24 protein-coding genes are annotated in these 26,473 nt (G+C 67.8%); 14 read left to right on the top strand and 10 right to left on the bottom strand.

Annotated features, from left to right (window positions below; genetic code table 11):
* Positions 1-122: 122 nt before the first annotated feature.
* Positions 123-440: a hypothetical protein gene (locus EJO71_RS18620; RefSeq protein ID WP_125950520.1), complete on the bottom strand. Its 318-nt coding sequence runs from the start codon at positions 438-440 to the stop codon at positions 123-125.
* Between the two features lie 131 nt (positions 441-571).
* Here EJO71_RS18620 and EJO71_RS18615 point away from each other — a divergent pair, with 131 nt between their 5' ends.
* Positions 572-1,780, top strand: coding sequence for a TonB family protein (locus tag EJO71_RS18615; RefSeq protein WP_125950521.1), 1,209 nt, complete (start codon positions 572-574; stop codon positions 1,778-1,780).
* 456 nt (positions 1,781-2,236) lie between these two features.
* On the opposite strand, the gene EJO71_RS18605 is transcribed toward EJO71_RS18615, so the two are convergent.
* Together EJO71_RS18605 and EJO71_RS18600 are read right to left on the bottom strand one after the other, a co-directional pair.
* Positions 2,237-3,685, bottom strand: coding sequence for an aldehyde dehydrogenase family protein (locus EJO71_RS18605; RefSeq protein ID WP_125950590.1), 1,449 nt, complete (start codon positions 3,683-3,685; stop codon positions 2,237-2,239).
* Between the two features lie 103 nt (positions 3,686-3,788).
* The gene (locus tag EJO71_RS18600) at positions 3,789-4,142 is read right to left on the bottom strand and encodes a cupin domain-containing protein (RefSeq protein ID WP_125950523.1); all 354 of its coding nucleotides are present in this window, start codon (positions 4,140-4,142) and stop codon (positions 3,789-3,791) included.
* Between the two features lie 650 nt (positions 4,143-4,792).
* Here EJO71_RS18600 and EJO71_RS18595 point away from each other — a divergent pair.
* Positions 4,793-5,428: a response regulator transcription factor gene (locus EJO71_RS18595; RefSeq protein WP_125950524.1), complete on the top strand. Its 636-nt coding sequence runs from the start codon at positions 4,793-4,795 to the stop codon at positions 5,426-5,428.
* Between the two features lie 190 nt (positions 5,429-5,618).
* The gene (locus EJO71_RS18590; protein ID WP_125950525.1) at positions 5,619-6,119 is read left to right on the top strand and encodes a PA2169 family four-helix-bundle protein; all 501 of its coding nucleotides are present in this window, start codon (positions 5,619-5,621) and stop codon (positions 6,117-6,119) included.
* Positions 6,120-6,143: 24 nt separating this feature from the next.
* On the opposite strand, the gene EJO71_RS18585 is transcribed toward EJO71_RS18590, so the two are convergent.
* A complete protein-coding gene (locus EJO71_RS18585) occupies positions 6,144-6,416 on the bottom strand; it encodes a hypothetical protein (RefSeq protein WP_125950526.1) in 273 nt (90 codons plus the stop codon).
* A 263-nt stretch (positions 6,417-6,679) separates the two neighbouring features.
* On the opposite strand from EJO71_RS18585, the gene xylF reads away from it, so the two are divergent.
* The 4 genes from xylF (at position 6,680) to EJO71_RS18560 (ending at position 11,208) form a co-directional block, all read left to right on the top strand.
* Positions 6,680-7,702, top strand: coding sequence for a D-xylose ABC transporter substrate-binding protein (xylF, locus tag EJO71_RS18580; RefSeq protein WP_125950527.1), 1,023 nt, complete (start codon positions 6,680-6,682; stop codon positions 7,700-7,702).
* Between the two features lie 159 nt (positions 7,703-7,861).
* Complete coding sequence (locus EJO71_RS18575; protein WP_125950528.1) at positions 7,862-9,058, top strand: ABC transporter permease; 1,197 nt, start codon at positions 7,862-7,864, stop codon at positions 9,056-9,058.
* Between the two features lie 164 nt (positions 9,059-9,222).
* Positions 9,223-10,023 (top strand): ATP-binding cassette domain-containing protein, encoded by an 801-nt coding sequence (locus EJO71_RS18565; protein ID WP_125950529.1) that lies wholly within the window; start codon positions 9,223-9,225, stop codon positions 10,021-10,023.
* 9 nt (positions 10,024-10,032) lie between these two features.
* The gene (locus tag EJO71_RS18560) at positions 10,033-11,208 is read left to right on the top strand and encodes an ROK family transcriptional regulator (protein WP_125950530.1); all 1,176 of its coding nucleotides are present in this window, start codon (positions 10,033-10,035) and stop codon (positions 11,206-11,208) included.
* Between the two features lie 19 nt (positions 11,209-11,227).
* Here the strand turns inward: EJO71_RS18560 and EJO71_RS18555 are convergent, their stop codons facing one another.
* A complete protein-coding gene (locus tag EJO71_RS18555; protein ID WP_125950531.1) occupies positions 11,228-11,995 on the bottom strand; it encodes an SDR family oxidoreductase in 768 nt (255 codons plus the stop codon).
* A gap of 101 nt (positions 11,996-12,096) precedes the next feature.
* Between EJO71_RS18555 and EJO71_RS18550 the strand changes: the two genes are divergently transcribed.
* Positions 12,097-13,020, top strand: a complete 924-nt coding sequence (locus EJO71_RS18550) for an AraC family transcriptional regulator (RefSeq protein WP_125950532.1) — start codon at positions 12,097-12,099, stop codon at positions 13,018-13,020.
* Between the two features lie 15 nt (positions 13,021-13,035).
* Here EJO71_RS18550 and EJO71_RS18545 read toward each other — a convergent pair whose 3' ends face one another.
* Entirely contained in the window at positions 13,036-14,301 is a 1,266-nt protein-coding gene (locus EJO71_RS18545) for a helix-turn-helix domain-containing protein (protein WP_125950533.1), read from the bottom strand.
* A gap of 132 nt (positions 14,302-14,433) precedes the next feature.
* Between EJO71_RS18545 and EJO71_RS18540 the strand changes: the two genes are divergently transcribed.
* Complete coding sequence (locus EJO71_RS18540) at positions 14,434-16,548, top strand: PQQ-dependent dehydrogenase, methanol/ethanol family (RefSeq protein WP_125950534.1); 2,115 nt, start codon at positions 14,434-14,436, stop codon at positions 16,546-16,548.
* A 12-nt stretch (positions 16,549-16,560) separates the two neighbouring features.
* Here the strand turns inward: EJO71_RS18540 and EJO71_RS18535 are convergent, their stop codons facing one another.
* The 4 genes from EJO71_RS18535 to EJO71_RS18520 form a co-directional block, all read right to left on the bottom strand.
* Positions 16,561-18,978 carry a hypothetical protein gene (locus tag EJO71_RS18535; protein ID WP_125950535.1) on the bottom strand — a complete coding sequence of 806 codons (2,418 nt, stop codon included), beginning with the start codon at positions 18,976-18,978 and terminating at the stop codon, positions 16,561-16,563.
* On the bottom strand, positions 18,975-19,709 hold the full coding sequence (locus tag EJO71_RS18530) for a hypothetical protein (protein WP_125950536.1): 735 nt from the start codon (positions 19,707-19,709) through the stop codon (positions 18,975-18,977). Before EJO71_RS18530 ends, EJO71_RS18535 begins: the two co-directional genes overlap by 4 nt.
* A gap of 112 nt (positions 19,710-19,821) precedes the next feature.
* The gene (locus EJO71_RS18525; RefSeq protein WP_125950537.1) at positions 19,822-20,796 is read right to left on the bottom strand and encodes a tripartite tricarboxylate transporter substrate-binding protein; all 975 of its coding nucleotides are present in this window, start codon (positions 20,794-20,796) and stop codon (positions 19,822-19,824) included.
* A gap of 120 nt (positions 20,797-20,916) precedes the next feature.
* Positions 20,917-21,843, bottom strand: a complete 927-nt coding sequence (locus EJO71_RS18520; RefSeq protein WP_125950538.1) for a LysR family transcriptional regulator — start codon at positions 21,841-21,843, stop codon at positions 20,917-20,919.
* A gap of 240 nt (positions 21,844-22,083) precedes the next feature.
* Here EJO71_RS18520 and EJO71_RS18515 point away from each other — a divergent pair, with 240 nt between their 5' ends.
* The 5 genes from EJO71_RS18515 to EJO71_RS18495 are packed head-to-tail and all read left to right on the top strand — an operon-like array spanning position 22,084 to position 26,433.
* Positions 22,084-22,863, top strand: coding sequence for a 5-oxoprolinase subunit PxpA (locus EJO71_RS18515; RefSeq protein ID WP_125950539.1), 780 nt, complete (start codon positions 22,084-22,086; stop codon positions 22,861-22,863).
* A gap of 43 nt (positions 22,864-22,906) precedes the next feature.
* Positions 22,907-23,155, top strand: coding sequence for an acetyl-CoA carboxylase (locus tag EJO71_RS18510; RefSeq protein WP_125950540.1), 249 nt, complete (start codon positions 22,907-22,909; stop codon positions 23,153-23,155).
* 11 nt (positions 23,156-23,166) lie between these two features.
* The gene (locus EJO71_RS18505) at positions 23,167-24,573 is read left to right on the top strand and encodes an acetyl-CoA carboxylase biotin carboxylase subunit (RefSeq protein ID WP_125950541.1); all 1,407 of its coding nucleotides are present in this window, start codon (positions 23,167-23,169) and stop codon (positions 24,571-24,573) included.
* Positions 24,570-25,466: an allophanate hydrolase subunit 1 gene (locus EJO71_RS18500; protein WP_125950542.1), complete on the top strand. Its 897-nt coding sequence runs from the start codon at positions 24,570-24,572 to the stop codon at positions 25,464-25,466. The genes EJO71_RS18505 and EJO71_RS18500 overlap by 4 nt, the downstream gene beginning before the upstream one ends.
* Positions 25,456-26,433, top strand: coding sequence for a biotin-dependent carboxyltransferase family protein (locus EJO71_RS18495; protein ID WP_125950543.1), 978 nt, complete (start codon positions 25,456-25,458; stop codon positions 26,431-26,433). Before EJO71_RS18500 ends, EJO71_RS18495 begins: the two co-directional genes overlap by 11 nt.
* Positions 26,434-26,473: the final 40 nt, after the last annotated feature.

Below are 26,473 nucleotides of genomic sequence, written 5' to 3'. Positions count from 1 at the left end.
CGGCACGTCCTACCAAGAGTCCTTGGCTCCGGGGTCCCCCAACCACCAACGCATGGTGCGCGCGGCAGCAATCTCTGCGTCGCTCAAGCCCTCCGTCGACTGCGCATACGTGAGCGCATCGATTACCGCCTCCTTTCCAAGCACTCGGCCAGCTGCTCGACGCTGAGGTCGTAGTACGGCAGAGAGGCGCGTATGCATTCGACCAAGTCAAACTGATTGGTCGGCTCCGCCGTATCGAGCAATCTGCCGGCCAGTTCCTGCCGCTGAGACAGCAATCCCTTGGGCGCACTCTCTATAAAGACCGCGAACAGGCCCGCAAAAACTTCAGCGGGTGCACTGCGGCTCAGCCGCGACCGAAGAAAGGCAAGTTGTTGAGGGTTATCCGCTCCAAATCTGTCTGCCGACTGAAGCACGGCGGTAAGAATCTCATCACGCTTCATTGGCCGTCATTCAACTTCTGGAGGTAACTGCGGGCGGCACCGCAGCTGGGCCGAGACGAAATTCCGGCGTCGCCGCATTGATTTACATGTTGTAGCATTCTGCCGCAATCGGTTTGCCTGGACCCCTGCACATGTCTCTCTTCCGGATTGATCTAACCGCCATGCTGATGGCACTCTCATTGCTCGGATGCTCCACCGCCCCGCTTGCCGGAACCATGAGTGCCGTGGGTCAGCAGCAAGCCAGCGCAGGCGCGAATTCATCCCGACTCGGAATCGGGCTCTTTGAGGGTGACGCCAAGACTGGCGCACTGGTCGTCGACGTCCTGATGCAAGACTTGCGGCGAGGAGCCGCGGTCTCGGTAGTTGACGCAACGTCGATTCGGTTAGGGGCTGACACCCGTCCAGACTGGGAGAGTTGGCGAGCGGCGGGAGTCGGTACTTTTCTGGCTGGGAGCATCAAGCAAAAGCCCGATGGGACCTTCAACGTTCGGGCCCGCTTGTGGAGCTTGGATGGATTTCGGGACATTGCAGGCATGGAGTGGAACGTGACATCCCAGGACATGCGCTTGGTAGCTCATGCTCTTGCCGATTTTGTTCAAGAGAAGCTGACCGGCACCCCAGGTCAATACAGCGAACGCCGTATCAGCGTCAGTCGCAAAGACTCCCGCTACGTAATGTCCATAACCGATAGCGACGGCGCAGGTGCTCAGGCTGCTCTCGCATCACCGCGACCGATACTGATGCCGACGTGGCTATCTGACAAGCAATTCATTGCCTATGTGTCGCTCGAAACGTCCGTCCCTACAGTTTGGATGCATGACGTGAATACGGGAATGCGTGCGCCGGCTGCGGCTGCTATGTCCCTGGTTGGCGAATGTCCTGCGGCGACTCGATTTCTTTCGATACCGCCGGAAGTGAATCCGCCGACCGAGTTGCTGGATGATGGATGGGCGAGTATGGGTGGGGCGGCCTGCAAGGGCGCGCTATCGGCGCTCGCGAAGCAAGCCGAGGCAAACCTCGCGCGTCAACGCCTTGGAATACGGACATCCATCTCGCCAAAGCCGGACAACGAGATGACGTACGCCGAACGCGTTGCCCGCACCGTTCGCCGCAATGTTGTTTTTGACACTTCCTCGTTGATTGGGAATCCCGAGGTGGTGGTCAGAATGAAAGTGTCGCCCGATGGGTTCATCGCAGACAGCACCGTTGATAAGTCAAGCGGTTTGACTGAATGGGATGATGCCGCGCTCCGCGCTGTTCGCAAGACTGAACGCCTGCCGTTTGATGCCAATGGCAAAGCCCCTTCCGTCCTCATCTTGCATATGCGCCCCTTGCTATGAGGCCACAAGAACGACGCAATGCGCCATTTGTTTGTGTTTCGGCTCCATCAGACTGATTTCGGAACGAGGCATCCGTGATGCGCGAACCTCCCTTCGGAAGGTTTCCGCTAGAGAACCGCAACCATTGCTAAGCGGATGTCCCGGCGATAACTCCTATCAAGGCAGAGAGAGCAAAGCCGACGGCCATGCACTCGGCGCGGCCAACGGTTCGTAGTGGCCTTTTTATTGCCCAGCACCTTCACTCGCAACTGCACGCAACGACTGAATCGTCCCCTCGGTCGTTTCAATACGCCGCCGCAGTTCTTCATTGACCACCCGCACTAGCGCTCCGAGTTCGGAGCGACTCGGATAAGCCTCTTCCGCATCGTTCACGCCCTGCTGAACGACTAGCTTTTCGAGGCCCGCATACGCGCGTTGCACTACCGGCGCGGCATAGCCACGGGCAACGCAGCCAACCTACGCATCAAAGAAGCCAAGAACGGCCTTCGTCTCCAGGTACTCCTCCAGCCCATGGCGCCCGTACTCGCGCCCATTGCCTGAAAGCTTGTAACCGCCGAAAGGCGCAAAGGGGTCCCACGCCGGGTGGTTGATGAGCACCTGGCCGGCGCGGATCTGCCCGGCCACCGCGCGGGCCAGGACCATGTCGGTGCCTTGCACATGCGCACCCAGGCCGTACACCGTGTCGTTGGCGATGGTCACGGCCTCTTCCACCGTGTCGTAGGGAAGGATGCAGAGCACGGGACCGAAGATTTCTTCCTGCGCGATGCGCATGCCGGTGCCCACCGACGAGAAGATGGTCGGCCGTGCGTAGAAGCCTTCGTGCAATCCCTCCGGCCGGCCGGGGCCGCCACACAGCAGTCGCGCGCCGTCCTCTTCCATGCCGACCCGGATCATGTGCTGCACCCGCTCGAACTGGGCCCTGTTGGCAATGGGGCCCAAGATGGTCTGCGGCGACATCGGGTCGCCCACCACCAGCGCCTCGGCGGCCTCGCGCGCCAGCACCTCCACTTGAGCAAGGGCGTTGCGCGGCACGACCATGCGCGTGGGCGCGCTGCAAGACTGGCCGACGTTGCGGAACGCGGCAGCCACGCCCAGCGGAACCGCGCGTGCGAAGTCGGTGTCGGGCAGCATCACGTTGGGCGACTTGCCGCCGAGTTCCTGCGTGACCCGCTTGACGGTGGGTGCAGCGGCCTGTGCCACCAGCACGCCGGCACGGGTCGAGCCGGTGATGGAGATCATGTCGATGCCGGGGTGTTCGGCCATGGCCGCGCCTACCTCGGGACCGGTTCCGTTGACGAGGTTGAACACACCGGCCGGCACCCCGGCGTCGTGCATCAGGCGGGCGAACATGAGGGCGCTGAACGGCGACAGCTCGCTGGGCTTCAGCACCACGCAGCAACCGGCCGCCAGCGCGGGCGCGACCTTGGCAGTGACCTGGTAGAGCGGCCAGTTCCACGGCGTGATGAGGCCGCAGACACCGATGGCCTCGCGTGCGATGGCGGAGGTGCCCTGCTGCTGCAGGAACGGGTAGTCCAGCAGGGTCTCGCGCGCCACCCGCACATGCTCCGCCGCGAACGGGACCTGCGCGGCGCGGGCGTAGCTGATCGCCACGCCCATCTCCAGGCTGAGCACCAGCGCGAGTTCGTCGGCGCGCTCCAGGATCAGGGCGTGGATTCTTTCCAGCAGCGCGGCGCGTTCCTGCACGCTCGAGCGGGAGAACGCGGGGAACGCCCTGCGCGCAGCGGCGACCGCACGGTCCACGTCGCTTGCGTTGCCCATGGCGATGCGGCCCAGCACCTGTTCGTTGGCGGGGTTCACCACCGCGAATGCGTGTGCGCCTTCGCCGGGTTCCTGCCAGGCGCCATCGATGTAGAAGCGATGGCAGTCGGCGCTCTCGGCATTCATGGCGATGAGCAGGCGCACGGCCTCGGGCGATGCAGTGGTCGTCATCTTCGATAGCCTATTTTTTCAGCAGAGGTGCGCGCTCGAGCATGGCAATGCATCTGCTTCAGGCCGTGACCCACACCTTGCGAACCGTCTCGACGGTGCGCCAGGTTCCGAGGTAGCCGGGCTTCATGATGAAGCAGTCGCCGGCCTTGTAGGTCACGGGGGCGTGCCCGTCCTCGGTGATCTCCGCCACGCCGGACAGGATCAGGCAGAACTCCCAGGTCTCGCCCTTGATGGAGCGGTTGACGCCCGGCGTCGACTCGAACACGCCGGCGCGCACCTTGCCGTCCTTGGCGCTGTCGACGTCCCAGCTGCGGCACACGACATCGCCTTCGAGCACGCGGTCGGCCGGCGGCCGGTATTCGCGTGGTTCGCCGAGTTGATCGAAGTCGAAGGAGACGAGCAGATTTGACATGGAAGACGGACGTGCCGCGGCGGGTTGTTCGGTGCATCGATGCTAGGGGTGCTAGCTGCCGTGCCGATGCCGAAGCTGGTTGCCGCAACGGCTGCAAATGCGCGAATCGCCGGCCTGCGCAGCGCAATCTGCCGAGGTCCTTCCAACCTCCCCGTGGCATTTCCGGATGCGTGATCTCCGGCTGGACCTTTGCGACGCGTCGCAGCTTCGCCCTCGTCTTCCTCTTCTCTATTTATTCTTCTTATTGAAGATAGTAGTAGTAGATAAGGGTAAACCCGGGCTGTGGACATCACCCCTTTTCCCTTGGCCGACAACGACTTGGCTTGCCCGTCTTGCTGTGCGCACCTCTGCTTTCGGGTTGCTCCGGAAAAAGAACAACTCGGCACCGGCCGGTCCGTCTGTGGACAACCATGGCGTTGTGCCGGAATTTTCCCCAGGGCTTTCCCACGCTCATGCCGTTCGCGCCATGGAGCCCGGCCCTCACCGACGGCCCCTGCTCCTACGTCGCCGAAAGACGCTTCCCGCATCGCTTGCAGGACAAACGCCCGACCTGCGCCGCGATGCTCCGATCCGCGGATGCGTGTGGCATGGTGTTGCGCTTCTTCCGCGTGCTTGCTCGCGGCCGCCCACCAACCAGGAGGAACACAACCATGATCAAGATCGGCATCGTCGACGACCACGCGGTCGTCCGCACAGGCCTCAAGTCATTCTTCTCCACCTTCGTCGACTTCCGCGTCGCTGGCGAGGCCGGCTCGGGCCGCGAGGCCATCGACCTCGTGCGCACGGCCGACCTCGACGTGCTGGTGATGGATCTCTCGATGCCCGGCCAGAGCGGCATCGACGCGCTCGCCATGGTGCGCGCCAAGGCGCCCGACCTGGGCGTGCTCATCCTCAGCGGCTACCCCGAGGAGCACTACGCGGTGAACCTGATCCGCCAGGGCGCCTCGGGCTACCTCAACAAGGAATGCGAGCCCGAGGAAATCGCCAAGGCGATCCGCACCATCGCGCTGGGCCGCCGCTATATCTCGCCCTCGGTGGCCGAGCTGCTCGCGGGTCAGCTGGAGCGCAAGGACGGCAGCGCGCCGCCGCACGAGCACCTGTCGGAGCGCGAGTTCCAGGTGTTCCTCAAGCTCGCGAAGGGCGAGACCGTGGGCGCCATCGGCGAGGCACTGTCGCTGTCGGTGAAGACCATCAGCACCTACCGCACGCGGCTCATGGAGAAGATGAACCTCTCCACCAACAGCGACCTGACGTACTACGCGATCAAGACGCAGCTCATCGATTGACGATGAGCCTGGAGGACGCGCGGGTCGTCCTTCGCCTACGCCGTGTCGCCCGATGGGACGACGCGGCGCCGCCGCCGGCCTTTCCACCATGGGTCTTCGACCAGCCGCCAGAGCACGCAACCAAAGCAGAGGCATGGCTGGACTTCGCAGACCCGGCCTGCCGCACGGCAGGCAACGAAAGGATCACGACATGGCATACACCGAAGCAACCGCAGACGCCCTGAGCACGGGCCCCACGCTCGGCCACGACGAGGTGGTGGACGTGCTCAACGAACTGCTCGAGAACGCGCGCGACGGCGAGTACGGTTTTCGCGCCTGCGCCGAAGAAGTGGAAGACCCCGCGACCAGGCAATTGTTCGCGAGCCGCGCGGAGCAATGCAGGCAGGCCGGGGTCGAGCTGATCGCCCTGATCGCCACCTACGGCGGCACTCCGGCCTCGGGCGGCACCGCGAGCGGCGCATTGCATCGCGGCTGGGTGCATGTGAAGGGATCGCTGGGCGCGAACAGCGAGCTCTCGATCCTTGAGTCGTGCGAGCGCGGCGAAGACACGGCGGTCGCGCGCTACCGCAAGGCGCTGAAGCAGAACCTGCCGGCCGAGGTGCGCAGGGTGGTCGCAATGCAGGCCGACGGCGCGCAGCGCAACCACGACCAGATCCGCGACCTGCGCAACGCGGTGCGCCCGCGTGAGTGAATGACGTGACGCGCGGACCGCGCCTCAGGAAAGGGCCAGGGCTTCCCGGCCCTTTTTCTCGCGGGCGCCTTCGCCCGGATAGCTCACGCACTGGAGCGCCTCGAAGCCCTTCTGCGTGACCGCCAGCACCTGCACCACGCGCAGGCCCGGCATCTTCGCGATGTCCGCGGCCGAGGGAACCAGCGCGAGCACCAGTCCGGCGGCGCGCAGCTTCAACACTTCATCGATGTCCCTGGGCGAGGACATCACCATGGGCAGCCGCGTGGCGGCAATCTGCCTGAGCATGTCGGTCGGCATCTGCTTGTCTCCTTGTCGGTCGGAGCGCCTGGAGCGCCCCGGGGAATGCGGTCTCCCGCCAGGGGCGGGAGGGATGCGAAAGATACCGGGCCGCGCACGCGCGCGACGTAGGACCGCATCCCGCGGCAGGGAGCGCAATGCGCTCCGGGAATTCCCGGATGCGGCCGGCCACGCCGCAATGGGATAGTTAGTTCGCCCTTCAAACTAACTAATTTCTTACTCGGCTGATCCCCGCGGGGCGCACCAACTCAGGAGAGACATCGATGCAACTGAAACACACCCTGGCCGCGATGGCCTTCGGTCTCACGGCCGTGGGCGCCATGGCGCAGACCGTGGTCGGCGTGAGCTGGTCCAACTTCCAGGAAGAGCGCTGGAAGACCGACGAGGCCGCCATCAAGGCCGAGCTGGAGAAGCTCGGCGCCAAGTACATCAGTGCCGATGCGGGCGGCTCGCCCGAGAAGCAGCTGGGCGACATCGAAGGGCTGATGTCGAAGGGCGCCAAGGCGCTCATCGTGCTGGCGATGGACAAGGACGCCATCCTGCCGGCAGTGACCAAGGCCACGCGCCAGAAGGTGCCCGTGGTGGCGTACGACCGGTTGATCGAGGCGCCCGGCGTCTTCTACATCACCTTCGACAACGTCGAGGTCGGCCGCATGGAGGCGCGCGAGGTCTTCAAGGTCAAGCCCAAGGGCAACTACGTGATCATCAAGGGCTCGCCGAGCGACCCGAACGCCGACTTCCTGCGCGCGGGCCAGCAGGAAGTGCTGGACGCCGCCATCAAGAAGGGCGACATCAAGATCGTCGGCGACGAATACACCGAGGGCTGGAAGCCCGAGGTCGCGCAGAAGAACATGGAGCAGATCCTCACCAAGGCCGGCGGCAAGGTCGACGCGGTGGTCGCGGCCAACGACGGCACGGCCGGCGGCGCGGTGGCCGCGCTCACGGCCAAGGGCATCCGCGGCATTCCGGTGTCGGGCCAGGACGCCGACTTCGCAGCGCTCAACCGCATCGCGCTGGGCACGCAGACCGCCACCATCTGGAAGGACTCGCGCGAACTCGGCCGCGAAGCCGCCATTGCCGCCGTGGCGCTGGCCGCCGGCAAGCCGGTCGACAAGGCTGCGCCGTGGGCCGGCGGCGCGAAGAAGATCTCGCTGTCCTCGCGTCTGCTGACGCCCGTGCCGATCACCCGCGACAACCTCGATGTGGTCGTCAAGGCCGGCTGGATCAAGAAGGACGAGCTCTGCAAGGGCGCTTCGGGTGCGAGCGCACCCGCGGCCTGCAAGTAACGCGACGCAGCGAACGACTGGCAACGCGCCGGCGCCGTCCGTCCCCAGGAAGCGCGCCGGCCTTTCCTCCCTCCCATGCAACGCATCCGTCTGCCGGCCCCACGGGTCCGGCCGGCGGGCGCTTGCGCACCTCTCCGTAGTCCCAAGGGGGTCTGAAACATGAGCAACCCATCATCAACACCGGGCTGGTGGCGCCGCACCGGCATCGACCTGCGACTGATCCTGATGTGCGTGCTGCTGGCCGTGATGGCCGTGGTGTTCAGCGTCATGTCTGGTGGCGTGTTCCTCTCGCCCGAGAACCTCTACAACGTCGCGCAGCAGACGGCCGTGGTCGGCATCGTCTCCACCGTGATGGTGCTCATCATCGTGGCGCGCCACATCGACCTGTCGGTCGGCTCGGTGATGGGCTTCGTCGGCGTGCTCATCGCCTACCTGCAATACACCTCGGGCTGGTCGTGGCCCACGGCCTGCCTCGCGGGGCTCGCGGTGGCGCTGCTGGTGTCCATCTACCAGGGCTGGCTCACGGCGGTGCTGGGCGTGCCGTCCTTCGTGGTCACGCTGGGCGGCCTGATGTCGTTTCGCGGCGCTGCCTTCCTGGTGGCCGACGGCAAGACGCAGCCGGTGAACGACGAGTTCTTCCAGCGCCTGGGCGGCGGCTACGACGGCGGCATCGGCGTCACCGCGAGCTGGGTGCTCGCGGCGCTGGTGGCGCTGGTGCTGTTCGGGCGCATGGTGCAGAAGCGCCGCGCGCGCCAGCGCTACGAGATGCCGACCGAGGCGCTGTGGCTCGACGTGCTCATCACCGCCGTGCCGGTGGCCGTGGTGTTCGGCTTCGCCTGGGTCATGAACAACTACCAGATCTCGTCGAAGAGCGAGCCGCAGGGCATTCCGATCCCGGTGCTGATCTGGGCGGCGGTGGCCATCGTGCTGTCGTTCATCGTGCACCGCACGCGCTTCGGGCGCTATGTGTTCGCGATGGGCGGCAACCCCGACGCGGCGGCGCTGGTGGGTATTCCGGTCAAGCGCGTCACACTGATGCTGTTCGCGCTGCTGGCGGTGCTGGTCACCGTGGCAGCCATCGTGTCGATCGCGCGGCTCAACGCGGGCACCAACTCGCTGGGCACGGGCATGGAGCTGTACGTGATCGCGGCGGCCGTCATCGGCGGCACCGCGCTCGCGGGCGGCAGCGGTTCGATCTTCGGCTCGGTGCTGGGCGCGCTCATCATGCAGTCGCTCGACAGCGGCATGCTGCTGCTCGACGTGCCCATCGGCAAGCGCATGGTCATCATCGGGCAGGTGCTGATCGTGGCCGTGGTGTTCGACGTGCTGTATCGCCGCAAGTTCGGGGAGAACTGAGATGAAGCCCACCCCCAGTCTTCGCGCACTTCGTGTCGCTTCGCCAACCCCCTTCCAGGGGGCGACACCGGCGGCCCGGCAAAGCCGGTTCCGCGGTGTCTCCCGACTGAGCCGCGGTAATTTCATGCGCCATGAACTGCGCCCGGCGAAGTGGAGCAACTGACATGGATACGAACATCAATATGTCCAAACCCCTCGTCGAACTGCGCGAGATCCGCAAGGCCTTCGGCGGCGTCAAGGCCGTGGACGGCGTGAGCGTGAATCTCTATCCCGGCGAAGTGGTCGCGCTGCTGGGCCACAACGGCGCGGGCAAGTCCACGCTGATGAAGATGCTCGCGGGCGCCTACCCCATCGACTCGGGCGACACGCTGATCGCGGGCGAGAAGGTCCACATCCGCACGCCCGCCGAGGCGCAGGCGCAGGGCATCGAGACCATCTACCAGACGCTCGCGCTGGCCGACAACCTCGACTCGGTATCGAACCTCTTCCTCGGCCGCGAGAAGATGACGCGCTGGAACACGCTCGACGACCACTTCATGGAAGTGCAGGCGCGCAAGGTGTTCCATCGCCTCAACAAGAACTTCACCAACATCCGCGTGCCGGTGCGCCGGCTCTCGGGCGGGCAGCGGCAGGTGGTGGCGATTTCGCGTGCGCTGTACTTCAACGCGCGCATCCTCATCATGGACGAACCCTGCGCCGCGCTCGGCCCGGAAGAAACCGCGATGGTCGGCGGCCTCGTGAAGCAGCTCAAGGCCGACGGCGTGGGCATCTTCCTCATCACGCACGACATGCCCGACGTGTTCTCGCTGAGCGACCGCCTCGCGGTGATGAAGAACGGCAAGCTGGTCGGTACCTACCGCACCGCCGACGTCACGGAGGACGAAGTGCTCGGCATGATCATTGCCGGCAAGCGTCCCGAGGGCAAGGAGCAGGCCCATCACGCGGACACGGCAGCGCTCGCCTGACAGGCCGACGTGAAGACCACCGCCGACCAGCAACTGGTGAAGCGCATGAACCGCAGCGTGCTGCTGCGGTTGCTGCGCGCGCAGCCCGGCCTTTCGCGCGCGCGGCTGGCCGGTGAGAGCGGCCTCACCAAGTCGACCGTGAGCCTGCTGGTGCGCGAACTGATCGACGAAGGCTGGCTCAGCGAGGCCGGCGCCACGGTGGCCGACGGGCTGGGCCGGCCTTCGACGCCGCTGCAGATCAACGTCGGCGTGCGCGCGCTGATGGGCGTGGAGATCGCGGTGGAGACCGTGCGCCTCGTGTGCATGTCGCTGCAGGGCGAGGTGCTCCATTCGGACACCCACGCGCTGACCGACGGTTCACCGGCCGGCGTGTGCGCGCTGGTCGCGCGCATGGCCGCGGCCGCGCACGAGAGGCTGAAGCAGCTCGGCCTGCGCCTGTCGAGCATCGGCGTGTGCGTGCCCGGCGCGGTGGACGACTGCACCGGCGTGGTCCGCTTCGCGCCCAACCTCGGCTGGCGCAACGTGAGCCTGCTGCCCGCGCTCGAGAAAGCCTTTGCCGCCGTCGGCCTGCCCGGCGTCACCGTGCAGCTGCAGAACGACGCTGATGCCGCCGTGCTCGGCGAGTACGAATTCGCGGCCGCCGTGGGCCAGGAGGGCGAAGACCCGCTGATCTTCGTCAACTGCGACGTGGGCGTGGGCGCCGGCGTGGTGCTGAACGACCGGCTCTTCACCGGCGGCCAGGGTATGGCCGGCGAGATCGGCCACACCATCCTCGAACTCGACGGGCCCCTGTGCTCCTGCGGCCGGCGCGGCTGCGCCGAGGCCTTCTTCGGCTCGCGCGTGCTGGAGCGCGAAGGCGCCGACACGCGGCGCGCCGCCGCCTTCTTCGGCGTGTTGCTGCAGAACCTGTGGGTCACCTTCAATCCGCGCGCCATCGTGCTCGGCGGCAAGGCCTGCACCGACCATCGCGGCTTCGTGCAGACGGCCTTCGAATGCGTGAAGCGCCATGCCGACGGCGCCGGCATGCCCGCACCCGACCTGCGCACCGCGCGCTACGGAGAGCTTGCGCCCGCCGTCGGCGCCGCCGCGCTCGCGCTGCACGAATACCTGCGGCCGCTGCAGCCCGATGCCACGGCACGCCGCGCCCAGGCCGCGCGGGCCGCGCAGGTTTCCGCATCAGCCTGAGTTTTCTTTCTTTCGGCCTTCAGCGGGCTTCGGCCTCCTCGGCAGCCCATTGCACGGCGTCCGCACCTGCCGGGATGCGCAGGGGCGCCGACGGATCGGTGGCCGCGCGCCACACCGCCTCGGCCACGTCATGCGCGCGCGTGCCCGGGCCGGTGGATGCGAGCATGCGCGCGATGGTCTCCTGCATGAACCCGCCGTAGGCCTCGTCGTCGAGGCCGCGCAGGCGCGTGCGCGCGGTGTCCCGGAAACCCGTCTCGCCCGAGGAGCCGGGCAGCACGATGCGCACGCGCACGCCGAACGGTTCGAGCTCGCCTGCCATCGATTCGGTGAACGCATTCACCGCAGCCTTGGCCGCGCGGTAGATGCCGACCAGCGGCAGCGGCTTCAGCGTGACGCTGGAAGTCACGTTCACGATGACGCCGGACTTGCGCTCGCGCATGTGCGGCAGCACCGCCTGCGTGAGCGCGATCGTCCCGAAGGTGTTGGTCTCGAACAGCGCGCGCACCGTCTCCATGCGCGTGAGCTCGAACGGCGACGGCGCGCCAAAGCCGGCGTTGTTGACGAGCACGTCGATCGGGCCCGCGGCCAGTGCCGCGTCGACGGCCCGGCGGATGCTTTGCGCATCGGTCACGTCGAGCTGCAGCACGCGCAGGCGTTCGGACGGCGGCAGCACGCCGTCGCTCGGCGTGCGCATCGTGGCGATCACGTGCCAGCCTTGCGCCAGGAAGTAGCGCGCGGTCTCGAGGCCGAAGCCGGAAGAGCAGCCGCTGATCAGGACGGTTTTCATGAGGTGTTTCCTTCGTGTGGATGACGATGCCTTCACGATAGGTGCGCACGGCCGTACTTGCTACCATCCTGAGTCCATAACTCATGTTCGAGAGTCCGGTCATGATCGATCCGCTGGCCGAGGTGGTGACGCTGCTGCAGCCGGCCGCACGGTTCTCCAAGCACGTCGTCGGCGCGGGCCGGTGGCGGATCCACCGCTCCGACGCAGGGCAACCCTTCTATTGCGCGGTGCTGGAAGGCGGCTGCCGCCTCGCGCTCGACGGCCACGAGCCGGTCGAGCTCCAGGCGGGCGACTTCGTGCTCGTGCCCGCGGCCTTCGGGGTTGCCATGTCCAGCCTGGAGCCACCGGTCGACGCGGCAGGCGTCGATTCGATGCCGGTCGCGCTGGGCGAGGGGCTGTTCAGGATCGGCGCGCAGCAGGGGCCGACCGACCTGCGCATCCTCGCGGGCCATTGCAGCTTCGGCTCGCCGGATGCGGCCCTGCTGGTTTCGTTGCTGCCGCAGTTCGTTCACGTGCGCGGCGAGCAGCGGCTGGCGACGCTCGTGCAGCTGGTGCGCGAGGAGTCGCACGCGCAGCGGCCCGCGCGCGAGGTCGTGCTCGTGCGACTGCTGGAGGTTCTGCTCATCGAGGCCCTGCGCTCGACGCCCGGCACGGCGGCATCGCCGGGCCTGGCGCGCGGGCTCGCCGATGCGCGCCTCGCGGCGGCGATCCGCGCGATGCACGCGCAGCCGACGCGGGCATGGACGGTCGTCGAACTGGCAAGGGAGGCGGCGCTCTCGCGCTCGTCGTTCTTCGAGCGCTTCAGCCGCGAGGTAGGCATGGCGCCGATGGCGTACCTGCTCGCCTGGCGCATGGCGCTGGCGAAGGACCTGCTGCGCCGCAACGAAGGCGGCGTCGCCGAAGTCGCGGAGCGTGTCGGCTACAGCTCGGCGAGCACGTTCAGCGTGGCCTTCACCCGCCATGTCGGGCTGCGGCCGACGCAATACGCACGCGAGCAGGCGGACGCGGCGCGGGCAGGCGCCTAGCGGAGCAAGCCGGGGCTACAGGCCGGTCGACGGCGCCGCAGTGTCGTCGCGCCAGCCGCGCAACCGCCGGTACAGCGTGCCGCGCGACACGTTCAGCTGCCGCGCCGCCTGCGACACGTTGCCGCCGTGCGCGGCGAGCGTCTCCTCGATCAGCTTGCGGCTGTGCTCGCGCAGTGTCGTCGTGGCCTCCTCCGCATGAGGATCGCCGTGGTCCGCATGCTCGCGTGCTTCGCCGGCGGGCGCATGCGCGTCGCGCTCGATGGCGAACTGCGCCGGCTCGCCCGGCATTGCCACCGCATGCCGGAAGTCGGCGCCGTCCGCGCCCTTCAGCCGCGCCTGGACCCACACGCCCAGCCCGCTCGCCAGCCGCAGCGGCTGCGCGGCCTCGCGCCGGCCCAGCCGCAGCAGGCTCGCGAGATCGTGCCCCAGCAGAAATTCGACATCGCGCTCGTCCGCCGCCTCGGGCAGCCGCCCCAGGAGCCGCGCGCCCGCGTTGTTGAGCCAGGCGATGGTGCCGTCGGGCGCGATGCCGGCCAGCGCTTCGAGCGGCGTGCCCAGCAGCGTCGGGCTGGCCTGGAAGCGCAGGATCAGGTGGTCGCGCGACTGCGCCTGCAGCAGCCTGTTCTCGATGGTGGTGGCGTAGAGCGAGACCATCGAGGCTGCGTCGAAGCCGAAGCGTCGCGCCTCCACCGTCAGGTCGAGCACGCCGGCCAGCCGGCCCGTCACGTCGCGGATCGGCGCGGCCGCGCACTGCATGTGGCACAGCACGTCGAAGTAGTGCTCGGCGCCATCGACCGTGCACGCCTGCCCGGTGCTCGCCACGATGCCCGGCGCGGTGGTGCCGACGATGTGCTCGGCAATGTTCACGCCCACGCGCGCCGTCTTGCGCAGCACCGGCTGGTGCGCGGCGGCGGGCTGATGCGTGACATGCACCACCACGCCCTCGCTGTCGGTGAGGATCACGCGGCAGTCGGTGCCGGCCAGCGCGTGCTCCATCTGCACCAGTTCCTGCCGCGCCACCTCGAGCAGTTGGCGGTTGCGCGCGAGCGTGGCGTGCAGGCGGCTGGGCGTGACCGCGTCGAAGGGCACGATGCGCTGGCGGTCGGCGTGCGTGCGGCTGCAGCGCATCCACGACTGGATCACCGCCTCGCCGACGAGGCCCGAGGGGCGCACGCCTTCCTCGAAGAACTGCTGCCGCGCGAGCGCCACGCGCTGCGCGGGCGTGCTGGCGAAGAGCTGGCGCGGGGCGTCCGGCGTGCCGAGTCTTCTGTCGAGGGCCATGGTGTTCGCTGCCTCCCGGTTCAGGACCAGCGTCGAATGTGTTCCGCAATGGAACAGCGCCGGACTGGGGAAATCCCGAAGATGAACGCCGGGCCCATGAGAACCATCCTTGAGGCACAAAGGAGACCTGCGATGAAAAAAACACACTCCGGGCTGCTCGTGCTCGCCGGCGCATTGCTGTGCCTGGGCGCGACGACGGCGGCCACGGCCCAGAATGCACAGGACCGCGCCGCAGCCGCGACGAAACGAGTCGACGGCAGCTTCATCCGCGCCAACGCCGCGCAGAAGAAGACGCCCGACTGGCCCAGCGTGGGGCTCGACTATTCCGAATCGCGCTTCAGCCAGCTCGACCAGGTGAACGCCGGCAACGTCGGGCAGCTGGGGCTGGTCTGGTCGTACAACCTCGAGTCCACGCGCGGCGTGGAAGCCACGCCGCTGGTGGTGGACGGCATCATGTACATCACCGCCTCGTGGAGCGTGGTGCATGCCATCGACACGCGCACCGGGCAGCGGCTGTGGACCTTCGATCCGCAGGTCGATAAGTCCAAAGGCTTCAAGGGCTGCTGCGACGTGGTGAACCGGGGCGTTGCGATCTACGAAGGCAAGGTCTACGTGGCCGCCTACGACGGTCGCCTCATCGCGCTCGATGCGGCCACCGGCCAGAAGGTGTGGGAGAAGAACACCATCGAGGGCCAGAAGGGCAGCTACACCATCACCGGCGCGCCGCGCGTGTTCAAGGGCAAGGTCATCATCGGCAACGGCGGCGCCGAGTACGGCGTGCGCGGCTTCGTCACCGCCTACGACGCGAAGACGGGCGACCAGAAGTGGCGCTGGTTCGTGGTGCCGGGCGACCCGGGCAAGCCTTTCGAGGACGAGTCGATGGCGCGCGCCGCCAAGACCTGGGACCCGAGCGGCAAGTACTGGGAAGCCGGCGGCGGCGGCACCGCGTGGGACAGCTTCGCCTTCGACCCCGAGCTCAACCTGATGTACGTGGGCACCGGCAACGGCTCGCCCTGGTCGCACAAGGCGCGCAGCCCCAAGGGCGGCGACAACCTCTACCTGGGCTCGGTGGTGGCGCTCAACCCCGACACCGGCAAGTACGTGTGGCACTACCAGGAGACGCCCGGCGACAACTGGGACTACACCTCCACGCAGTCGATGATCCTGGCCAACGTGAAGATCGCGGGCAAGTCGCGCAAGGTGCTGCTGCATGCGCCGAAGAACGGCTTCTTCTTCGTCATCGACCGCACCAGCGGCAAGTTCATCTCGGCGAAGAACTTCACCGAAGTGAACTGGGCCACGGGCTACGACAAGAACGGCCGGCCCATCGAGCTTGCCGCCGCGCGCGACGGCACCAAGCCCTACGACGCCATTCCGGGGCCGTTCGGCGCGCACAACTGGCACCCGATGTCGTTCAACCCGCAGACCGGCTTCGCCTACCTGCCCGCGCAGCACGTGCCGATCAACCTCATGGACGACAAGGACTGGAAGTTCAACGAGGACGTGCCCGGCCGCCCGCATGCGGGCCTGGGCTGGAACCTCGCCAAGTTCGCCAACGCCGAGCCGCCCAAGAGCAAGCCCTTCGGCCGCCTCGTGGCCTGGGACCCGGTGGCGCAGAAGGAAGCCTGGGGCGTGGACTACGCATCGCCGTGGAACGGCGGCACCCTCACAACCGCCGGCAACCTCGTGTTCCAGGGCACGGCCGACGGACGCCTGCTGGCCTACAACGCGAAGACCGGCCAGAAGCTGTGGGAGACGCCCACCGGCACCGGCGTGGTGGCGGCACCGTCGACGTACATGGTCGACGGCAAGCAGTACGTGTCTGTCGCGGTGGGCTGGGGCGGCGTGTACGGCCTCGCGCAGCGTGCCACCGAGCGGCAGGGACCGGGCACGGTCTACACCTTTGCGGTGGGCGGCACGGCCAAGATGCCCGACTTCGTGCAGTACCGCATGGACAAGCTGGTGCAGGGCGTGAAGTACGACCCCGCCAAGGTCCAGGCCGGCACCATGCTCTACGTGAGCAACTGCGTCTTCTGCCACGGCGTGCCGGGCGTGGACCGCGGCGGCAACATCCCCAACCTCGGCTACATGGACGCGGCCTACATCGAGAACCTCGACAAGTTCGTGCTCAAGGGCCCGGCCATGGCGCGCGGCATGCCCGACTTCACGGGCAAGCTCTCCAACGACGACATCGAGAGCATCAAGGCCTTCATCCAGGGGACGGCCGACGCCGTACGCCCGAAGTAAGGACCGCTCCTCCTATCGGCCGCCGTACCAGTACTGGGTGCTGGCGGCCCAGCCCGACTTCGGGTAGTTCGCGTGCAGGGCCTGCAGGCCCTTGCGCGACCAGTCGCCCACCGCCTTGTCCTGGCAGGTGTAGCGCGCCATCTTCACCGCGACCGACAGCGCTTGCGGCACCAGCGGATCGGCGCGGTCGCGCTGCATCAGCGCCAGGCTTTCCTGGGTGAAGTAGACCGAGTCGGGCGGCATCGCGCGCAGCTTCTCGACCAGCGCGGCCTGCTGCGCGCGCTCTTCCTGCGGCAGGAACGCGGGCATCTCGAATTCGGCCGCCGTGGCCGCCTGCGGGCCCGCGGTCACCACGCCGAGCGGACGGCACCACTTGCCGTAGCTGCCGACAGCGACGCCGCTGCGGTCGTCTGTCGCGGGCCCGAGCCTGAGCGGCGTGGGCCGGATGCCTTCGGCACTCGGCCAATGCGGAGGCAGCAGGACCTCGGTGGTGCTCGCCATGCGCTCCAGCAGCAGGCGATGCCAGCCGGCGGTGTCCGTGTCCGCCAGCGCGACGGAGCGCCGGATGCCGGCGATCGGGTCGGCGCCCTTTGCCGCAGGCGCCTGCGATGCGATGCGCATCTGCGCCGCGCGGCGGGCCATGGGGTAGTCCTCGGCCAGCACCGCGCGGGTCCACGCGGTTTCGAGCAGGCTGTCGCGCAGCGCGGGCGACAGGGCGGGGTCGGCGGCCAGGCGCAGCCACATCGGCAGCGGCGCGCGCGTGTTGAGGAAGCGCATCGCGTCGTCGTCGAAGGTGCTGGCCAGCGGCACCGCATTCGGCTTCGCCTCCATCGCCTCGGGATCGCGGCGCGCGACCACGGGACGGATCGCGAGGCGGCGCCACTCTTCTTCCGAAGCGGCCGTCGGCAGCAGCAGGGCCTTCACGAGGTTCTGCCCCGAGGGGCTGCGCGCGATCAGCGGCGAATCGCCCGCATTGGCCACGAGCTCGCGCACCTCCTTGTAGCGGCCTTGCGCGAACAGGCGCTGCGCGCGCAGCTGCGTGGCGGCGAAGCGCGCCGGATGATCCTCGGGCACCGCCGCCAGCGCGGCCTGCAGTTCGGTCTCGCGCTTGTCGTCGTTCGTGGCGGCCACCGGCACCAGGCTCGCGGCAGCCATCAGCCATGCGAGATCGTGCGTGCGCTGGTAGCGGTTCCAGCTCAGCGTCTCGCGCCATTTGCCGTTCGGCTCGGTGCCACTGCCCGGACCGTCGAAGCCGCGCACGGTGCTGAGCCACTGCACGAGGTCGGAAGTCTGTGCCGGGCCGATGTAGTTGCAGCCTCCGAAGAACCCGCAGGCGCGGAACTCGTGGTTCAGCAGCAGCAGCTTCGCGGCGGCCGCGTCGGGCGTGCTGCCCATGGTCTTCAGGCCGTCGGCCAGCCGCTGCATGCGCGTGGCGGGCAGCAGGTAGCGGATGCGCAGCGCCTCTGCCAGCCGGTGCACCGAGGGGTGCAGCGCCTTCAGGCGCGGGTTCTTCAGCAGCGGCAGCGCGATGGCGTCGACCTCCTTCGTGAGCTCGGCCTGCTGCTTGAGGGCCTCGGCGCTTTCCTTCTTGTCCTGCGAGCCGTCCGAAGGCGCATCGCCCGGGTTCTGCCGCGCCAGCACGCGCAGCCGCATGTAGGCAGCGAGGTCGCGCCAGGCGCTGGCCTTGTCCGCCGAGATGGCCGTGAATGCGGTGTCGGCTTCGTCGAAGTCGCCGGCATAGAAGCGCTGTGCGGCCAGCTGGTAGGCGTGGTCGGCCTGCAGCCAGGCGGGTGCGTTCTGCGGCAGCCCGGGGACAGTGCCGGGCGCCTTGTTGCAGGTGTCGAACACGGCGTCCTGCGCCTTCAGCCAATGCAGCACGAAGGGGCCGGCCGACTTGTCGCCGGCCGCGCGCGTCATGCGCTGCGCCAGCGTCTTCGTGGCATTGCGGAAGGCGTCGCCGTAGAAACAGTTCGGGTCCGCCTGCAGGGTTGCGGCGTTCCAGTTCGGCTGTTGCTGCGACGGCGGCGGTATAGAAGGCTTGTCGTGGGACGACTGCGGATCGAGCTTCGCCAGGGCCTCGTCGCGTGCCTTGCGCCATTCGGTCCAGGCGTCGTCCGTCTCGCCCATGCTGTTGTCTTCGCGCGGCAGCTTCTCCAGCAGGCCGGTGAAGGCGCGCACGGCATCGGGAGAGAAGGCCTGGCCGTGCAGGCGCCAGTACCAGAGCACCTGGTAGGGCACGAGGTAGCTGGTGTAGTAGCCCGCGGGCCGTTCGACGAACTCGCGCACCGGCTGGTCGGGCCGGGTGGTGGCGAAGAACAGGTCTTCGGGGTCACCGCCGCCGCTGGCATGTGCCGCAGCAGTGCCGAGCAGCGCTGCCATTGCGAGCAGCCTGGCGCCGGCGCGCATCGTGTTTGCCGTTGAAAGAATCATTTATGCGAATCCCTGTTGCCGAGTTGTTCGAAGTCTTCGTTCTTCCATGCGCCCGCGTGGAATACATAGCGCCGCTTCACGCTGCCGAGAACGGGCCATGTCTCGCCGAACATCAGTCCCGCCGCGTCGCGGCAGGCCGGCACCGTGGCCGCCCCTGTCGCGTCGAGCCGCTGTCGGATGCGCGAGGCTTCCGCGCCCATGCGGAAGTACATCGGAACGATCTCGTCGAGCAGGCCGGAGGGCAACCACGGATCGCTCATGCACCACGAGGCGAGCGCGGTGGCCGAGAGGCGCACGCCGCTTGCGCGCAGCGGCTGCAGGCGCTTGAGCAGCGCGACATACGCCTCGCGTTGGCTGTGCCGCGCCTCGAAGTCGAGCTGCACCCAGCCCGAGCGGTTGCCCTGCTTCGCCGCGTGCTCGACGGCGTCGGCGATGGCCTGCTGCTGCGCGTCGTCGACGGTCGAGGGCGCGAGGTTGTCGAGCGTGACGTGGATCACCGGCATCACCGTGGTGCCGGGCGCGATGCGCAGCGGCCATTGGCGCCACGTGGTGCGGCTGCGCTCGCCGCTCAGCAGCACCGTGGCATGCAGGTAGGCCACGCCCGTGTCTTCGGGCAATGCGGAGAAGAGCTGGGGCCGATCCCACACCCACAGCAGCGTCTGCGGCCGGGCCGCGCCCTCCTGCGCCAGCAGGGCCAGGAAGACGGAAAAGGCCGCGCCGCGAAAACGCATGAAGGAGGGCAGGAGAGTGGAAGAAGAATCCCGGCCAGCATAACGAAAAAGCCGCCTGGCCCAGGGGGCTCAGGCGGCCTTGCGGCTGCGCGTGAAGGCAGTGGTATTTCGATCAGTCGGCGTACACGCCGGCGGCCTTGATGATCGGGCCCCACTTGGCGATTTCAGCCGAGACGAACTTCTTGTGCTCGGCCGGCTCGGTGCGCTTGTCGGTGGTGATCACCGCGCCCAGCGCTTCTTCGCGCTGGATGAAGCCCGGATCCTTCATCGCCGCCTTGATGGCCTCGTTGAGCTTCTTCAGCACCGGTGCGGGCGTGCCCTTGGGCGCGTACACGCCGTGCCAGATCGCCACCTCGAAGCCCTTCAGGCCCGACTCGTCCAGCGTCGGCAGGTCCTTCAGCGCGGGCGTGGTCAGGCGCTTGCTCGTGGTCACCGCATAGGCCTTGACCTTCTTGGCCTCGATCTGCGACGTGGTGTTGGTGGTCTGGTCGCACAGCAGGTCGATCTGGCCGCCCAGCAGGTCGGCGATGGCCGGTGCCGTGCCCTTGTAGGGAACCGGCGTCATCTCGACCTTCAGCGCGCTCTGGAACAACAGGCCGCACAGGTGCGAGGCGGCGCCCAGGCCCGCGTTGCCCAGGTTGATCTTGCCCTTGTTGGCGGCGATCCAGGTCGTCAGTTCCTTGTAGTTGTTGGCGGGCAGGCCGGGCTTGCCGATCATCGTCATCGGCACTTCGTTGACCATGCCCAGGTATTCGAAGTCGGTCTCGACGTTGAAGGGCAGCTTGCGATAGAGCGCCGGCATCGTCGACATGCCGATGTGATTCAGCAGCAGCGTGTAGCCGTCGGGGTTGGCGCGCGCCACCTTGGCGGTGCCGATGGAACTGCCCGCGCCCGCGGTGTTGTCCACCACGATGGTGGTGCCGAGCGTCTTCTGCATGGCTTCCGCCAGGTCGCGCGCCACGCGGTCGGTCGGGCCGCCGGCAGCGAAAGGCACCACCAGGGTCACGGTCTTGCCCGCGGGGAAGTCCTGGGCGTGGGCACCGACGGCCGCGGCGGCAATCGCCGCGAGGGCGAACAGTTTCTTCATGTCGTCTCCGAAAAGGGGGGTGATAAAAACGCCGCGATCTTAAGGGCTGACTGCTACCTGACCTATACCGAATAGCCCTTAGGTTCGCGTCGCCATCGCGGCCCTGCCGGGGCGCCGCGCTCAGAGCCGGCTTCGTCCCGAGCGCGCGGAAGCGGGCTCCAGGAAGAGCTGCCGGAAGTAGTCGCGGAACGCCGTCATGGCCGGCGAGAACTCGATGCCCTGCTTCCACCCCAGCCCGATGTTCATCGTCGGCACCGCGTCGCGCAGGTTGATGGTCTCGATGCGCTTGCCCTCCAGCGACCAGGGGCGGTAGACCATGTCCGACAGCACCGTCACGCCGAGCCCGTTGGCCACCGTGCTGCGCACCGCCTCCACCGAACTGGTGCGCAGCCGCACCTTGGGCTGGTGCGGCGTCTTGCTCCAGTACTTGAGCGCGGTGGCCGCCGCTTCATCCACCGTGAGCATGATGTAAGGTTCGGCCGCCACGTCGGCCAGCGTCACCTCGGCCTTGTCGAGCAGCGGGTGCTTGGCCGGCACCCACAGCCTGCGCTGCGAACCGAAGAAGGTCTCCAGCGAAAGCTCGCGCAGCACCACGTTGGACGTGAGCACCACGCCGATGTCGTAGCGCTGCGTGATCAGGCCCTCCTCGATGGCCTCGCGCGCCACCTCGTGCACCTTGACCGTGACCTGCGGATGCAGCTGCTCGAAGCGCTGCAGGTGGTGCGGCAGGAAGTAGCCCAGCACCGTGTAGCTCGCCGCGATGGTCAGCGAGCCTTCGACGTTCTCTCCCTCGTGCGGCATGCGGATCGCCTCGTCCGCGGCCGAGAGCACCGCGTAGGCATGGCTCAGGAAGCGCCGCCCCGCCTTGGTGAGTTCCACGCCGTGGGGGTGCCGCTCGAACAGCTGCTGCCCCATCAGTTCCTCCAGCTCCCGGATCGCGGTGGTCACGGCCGACTGCGAGATGTTGAGCTGGAGCGCCGCATGCGAGATGCGCCCCACCTCGGCCACGGCCGAGAAGTACTTGAGCTGGCGAAGGGTCAGGGACATGGTGCGGCTTCCTCAGGGTATTTCCGGGTGCGCTGGCAGCGGGCTCCCGAAGGCGCAAACCCGATACCGGAGAAACGATTCCCTCCAGCGTAGCGCTCAATCCGCGCCGTTGCCGAATCTGTTTTTCAGATATCGGGCCACTCGAAAACAATGCTTTTCGGTCTTTCGACCGCTCACTAATCTTCGCCCTGTCCTGCATTGCCGCTTTTCGGCGATGCCACCAAACAAAGGCTGCGAGACGTGAAGAAGACGCTGATCGATCTGAATTCCGACATGGGCGAAGGCTTCGGCCCCTGGACCATCGGCGACGGTGTCGACGAGCAGCTCATGCCGCTGATCAGCTCGGCCAACATCGCCACCGGCTTCCATGCGGGCGATCCGAACATCATGCGCAGGATGGTGGCGCTGGCCCGCGAGCACGGCGTGGGCATCGGGGCGCATCCGGGCTTTCGCGACCTGGTGGGGTTCGGGCGCCGCCACATCAACGCGCCGGCCGACGAGCTGGTCAACGACATGGTCTACCAGCTCGGCGCGCTGCGCGAGTTCGCGCGGCTGGCGGGCATGAAGCTGCAGCACATCAAGCCGCACGGCGCGCTCTACATGCATGCGGCGCGCGACGAGGCGCTGTCGCGCGCGCTGGTCTCCGCGCTGCGGCAGATCGAGCCCACGCTGCGCCTCTTCTGCATGGAGGCATCGGTCACTTTCCAGGTGGCGCGCGAACTCGGCCAGCCGGTGGTGCGCGAGTTCTATGCCGACCGCGACTACGACCTGAGCGGCTCCATCGTCTTCACCCGCCGCGTCGGCGCGCTCGACCCCGACGCCGTGGCTGCGAAGGTGCTGCGCGCCTGCACCGAGGGGCTGGTGCGCACGGTCGAAGGCAAGGATGTTGCTATCGGCTTCGACTCGGTCTGCATCCACAGCGACACGCCCGGTGCGCTCGCGCTGGTGCAGGCCACGCGGCGCGCCCTTGCCGACCACGGCATCCGCATCGCCGGCCCTGCCGCGCCAGCAGGGGCCTGACCGCTCTCGCGTTTCTTCCCGTTCTTGTTCCAGGAGTGCATCGATGTCCGCTACCCACGAAGTCCTGAGCCCGCTGCCGGGCACTTTCTATCGCCGCTCGGCGCCCGACGCGCCGCCTTTCAAGGCCGAAGGCGACATCGTGGCCGTGGGCGACGTGCTGGGCCTGGTCGAGGTGATGAAGCAGTTCAGCGAAGTCACGGCCGATGCGGCCGGCCGCCTGCAGCGCTTCGTGGTCGAGAACGCCGAGCCGGTCGATCCGGGCCAGGTGCTGGCCGTCATCGAGACGGCGTGAGGTCCGGGCAAATGCAAGCCGCATTCGACAAGCTGCTGATCGCCAACCGTGGCGAGATCGCGGTGCGCATCATCCGCGCCGCGAAGGAACTGGGGCTGAAGACGGTCGCCGTCTACAGCGACGCCGACGCGCAGAGCCTCGCGGTCCGCATGGCCGACGAAGCGGTGCGCATCGGACCGGCGCACGCCTCAAAGAGCTATCTGAACGTCGATGCCGTCCTGCAGGCGGCCGCCGGCAGCGGCGCCGGTGCGGTGCATCCGGGCTACGGCTTCCTCTCGGAAAACGCCGATTTCGCCGAGCGCATCGAGGCCGCGGGCCTCGTGTTCGTGGGACCGACGCCGCATGCCATTCGCACCATGGGCGACAAGGCTGCCGCGCGCGCCGCCGCCATGAAGGCGGGCGTGCCCGCGGTGCCCGGCAGCGCAGGCGTGGTGACCGACCCCGATACCGCCGTCGAGGTCGCGAAGGACATCGGCTATCCGATCATGATCAAGGCCTCGGCCGGCGGCGGCGGGCGCGGCATCCGCGTGGCGCACGACGAGGCCGAGCTGCGCCAGCAGTTCGCCACCGCCACGGCCGAAGCGCTGGCCGCCTTCGGCAACGGCGAGGTCTATCTGGAGCGCTTCATCCGCAAGGCGCGCCACATCGAGGTGCAGATCCTCGGCGACGGGCAACGCGTGGTGCACTGCTTCGAGCGCGAATGCTCCCTGCAGCGCCGCCGCCAGAAGGTCTGGGAAGAAGCGCCCTCGGCCGCCATCGGCGAGGCCACGCGCGCCGCGCTGTGCGAATCGGCGCTGCGGCTTGCCAATGCCGTGGCCTACCGCGGCGCCGGCACGCTCGAATACCTGTACGACGACGACACGCGCGAGTTCTTCTTCATCGAGATGAACACGCGCATCCAGGTCGAGCACCCGATCACCGAGATGATCACCGGCGTCGATCTCGTGAAGGAAATGCTGCGCATCGCGCTCGGCCAGCCGCTGCGGCTTGCGCAGGAAGACATCCGGCTGACCGGCGCCGCCATCGAGGTGCGCGTGAATGCCGAGAACGCGGCGAAGAACTTCATGCCCAGCCCCGGCCTGGTGTCGCAGCTCGTGGTGCCGGGCGGGCCGGGCGTTCGCTTCGACACCATGCTGTTCCCGGGCTGCAACGTGCCTGCGTACTACGACTCGCTGCTCGGCAAGCTGATCGTGCACGACACCGACCGCGCCGGCGCGCTGAGCCGCATGCGGCGTGCGCTCGACGAGTTGCGCGTCGAAGGCATCCACACCACGATCCCGCTGCACCGCGCGCTCTGCGAGGACGCCGACGTGGCCAGCGCCGCCTTCCACACCGGCTTTCTCGAGACCTGGCTCGCGGCCAACCCGCTCGCCGATGCCGTCGCCACCACCATTCCTCCACAGAAGGTGCCCGCATGACCGTCACCACGCTCCCGGCCCGGGCCCGCTACAGCTTCGGCGGCGACGAGCACCTGTTCGTCGAGATCAGCGAGGAGATGTCGCTGCCCGCCTTCTTCAAGGGCATGGCCATCTGCAACGAGCTGCGCCGCCGCGCGCTGCCCGGAGTCACCGAGATCTGCCCGGCCAACGCGGCCTACCTGGTGCGCTTCGACCCGGACGTGATCGCGCCCGACGCACTGCTCGCCACGCTCGAGGAGATCGAGGCCGGTCTTGGCGAGGCCGACCTGCAGATGCAGACCCGCATCGTCGAGATACCGGTGCTCTACAACGACCCGTGGACGCACGAGACGCTCATGCGTTTCCGCGAGCGCCACCAGGACCCGTCGAGCACCGACATCGAATACGCGGCGCGCATCAACGGGCATGCCTCGGTCGATGCCTTCATCGAAGCCCACTCCTCGGCGCCGTGGTTCGTGTCGATGGTCGGCTTCGTGGCGGGGCTGCCCTTTCTCTTCCAGATGGTCGAGCGCGAGCGGCAAATCGAGGTGCCCAAGTACCTGAGCCCGCGCACCGACACGCCCAGACTCACGCTGGGCCACGGCGGCTGCTTCAGCTGCATCTACTCGGTGCGCGGCGCGGGCGGCTACCAGATGTTCGGCGTCACGCCGGCGCCGATCTTCGACCCGGCCCAGCGCCTGTCCTACCTGAAGGAGCTGATGGTGTTCTTCCGGCCCGGCGACATCGTCAAGTGGAAGCCCATCGACCGCGCCGAGTACGACCGCCGGATCGCCGAGGTCGAGGCCGGCACCTTCGCGCTGCGCATCGCGCCGGTGTCGTTCTCGCTCAAGGAATTCCTGGCCGACCCCGACGGCTACAACCAACAGCTCCTGAAGGTGCTCCATGGCGATTGAAGTGCTCAAGCCCGGCCTTGCGACCAGCGTGCAGGACGCCGGCCGCCCCGGCTACTACAACCTCGGCATTCCGCTCTCCGGAGCGCTCGACCAGCAGAGCCTGGTGCTCGCGAACCTGCTGGTGGGCAACGACGAAGGCGCGGCCGTCATCGAGAGCACGCTGCTCGGCCCCGAGCTTCAGTTCGACGCGCCCGCGCTGGTGGCAGTGACCGGCGCCGACGCCAAGGTCAAGCTCAACGGCAACGAGATGCCGCGCAACGAATCCTTCGCGGTGCAGGCCGGCGACAAGCTGGGTTTCGACTTCATGAAGCTCGGCGCGCGCATGTGCATCGCGGTGGCCGGCGGCATCGACGTGCCGGTGGTGCTGGGCAGCCGCTCCACCTACGGCCTCGGCGCGTTCGGCGGCTTCAACGGCCGCAAGCTGCTGGCGGGCGACAGGCTGCCGGTCGGCACGCCATCGGCTCGCGCGAAGCCTGGCCGGAGCGTGCCCGCCGAACTGTTGCCGGTGCTGGCGAAGGAGGTGGAGCTGCGCGTGCTGCCCGGCATCTATTTCCACCGCCTGCAGGAGGTGTCGGTGCGCAGCTTCTTTGCCGACACCTGGACCGTGGGATCGGAGGCCGACCGCATCGGCTACCGCTACAAGAACGGCACGCCGCTGCAGTTCCTCGACCGCAAGCCGCCGTTCGGCGCGGGCCACGATCCGTCGAACATCGTCGACGCGGGCTATCCCTACGGCTCGATCCAGGTGCCGGGTGGGCGCGAGCCGATCATCCTGCACCGCGATGCGGTCTCGGGCGGCGGCTACGCCATGGTCGGCACCGTGATCAGCGCCGACATGGACCTGATCGCCCAGATGCAGCCCAACCACAAGGCCCGCTTCGTGGAGGTCGACATGGCCCGGGCGCTGGAAGCCCGCGCCGAACGGCGACGAAGGCTCGATCGCCTGCGCGCCGCGCTCGCGGCCTGAGCCTTCCCTCTCTCTCCCTTTTTCATCGTCGTCATCAAAG

This window comes from Variovorax sp. 679, from assembly GCF_003952185.1.
Classification (GTDB): Bacteria; Pseudomonadota; Gammaproteobacteria; order Burkholderiales; family Burkholderiaceae_C; genus Variovorax.
This window is presented reverse-complemented; position numbering and strand designations above follow the sequence as displayed.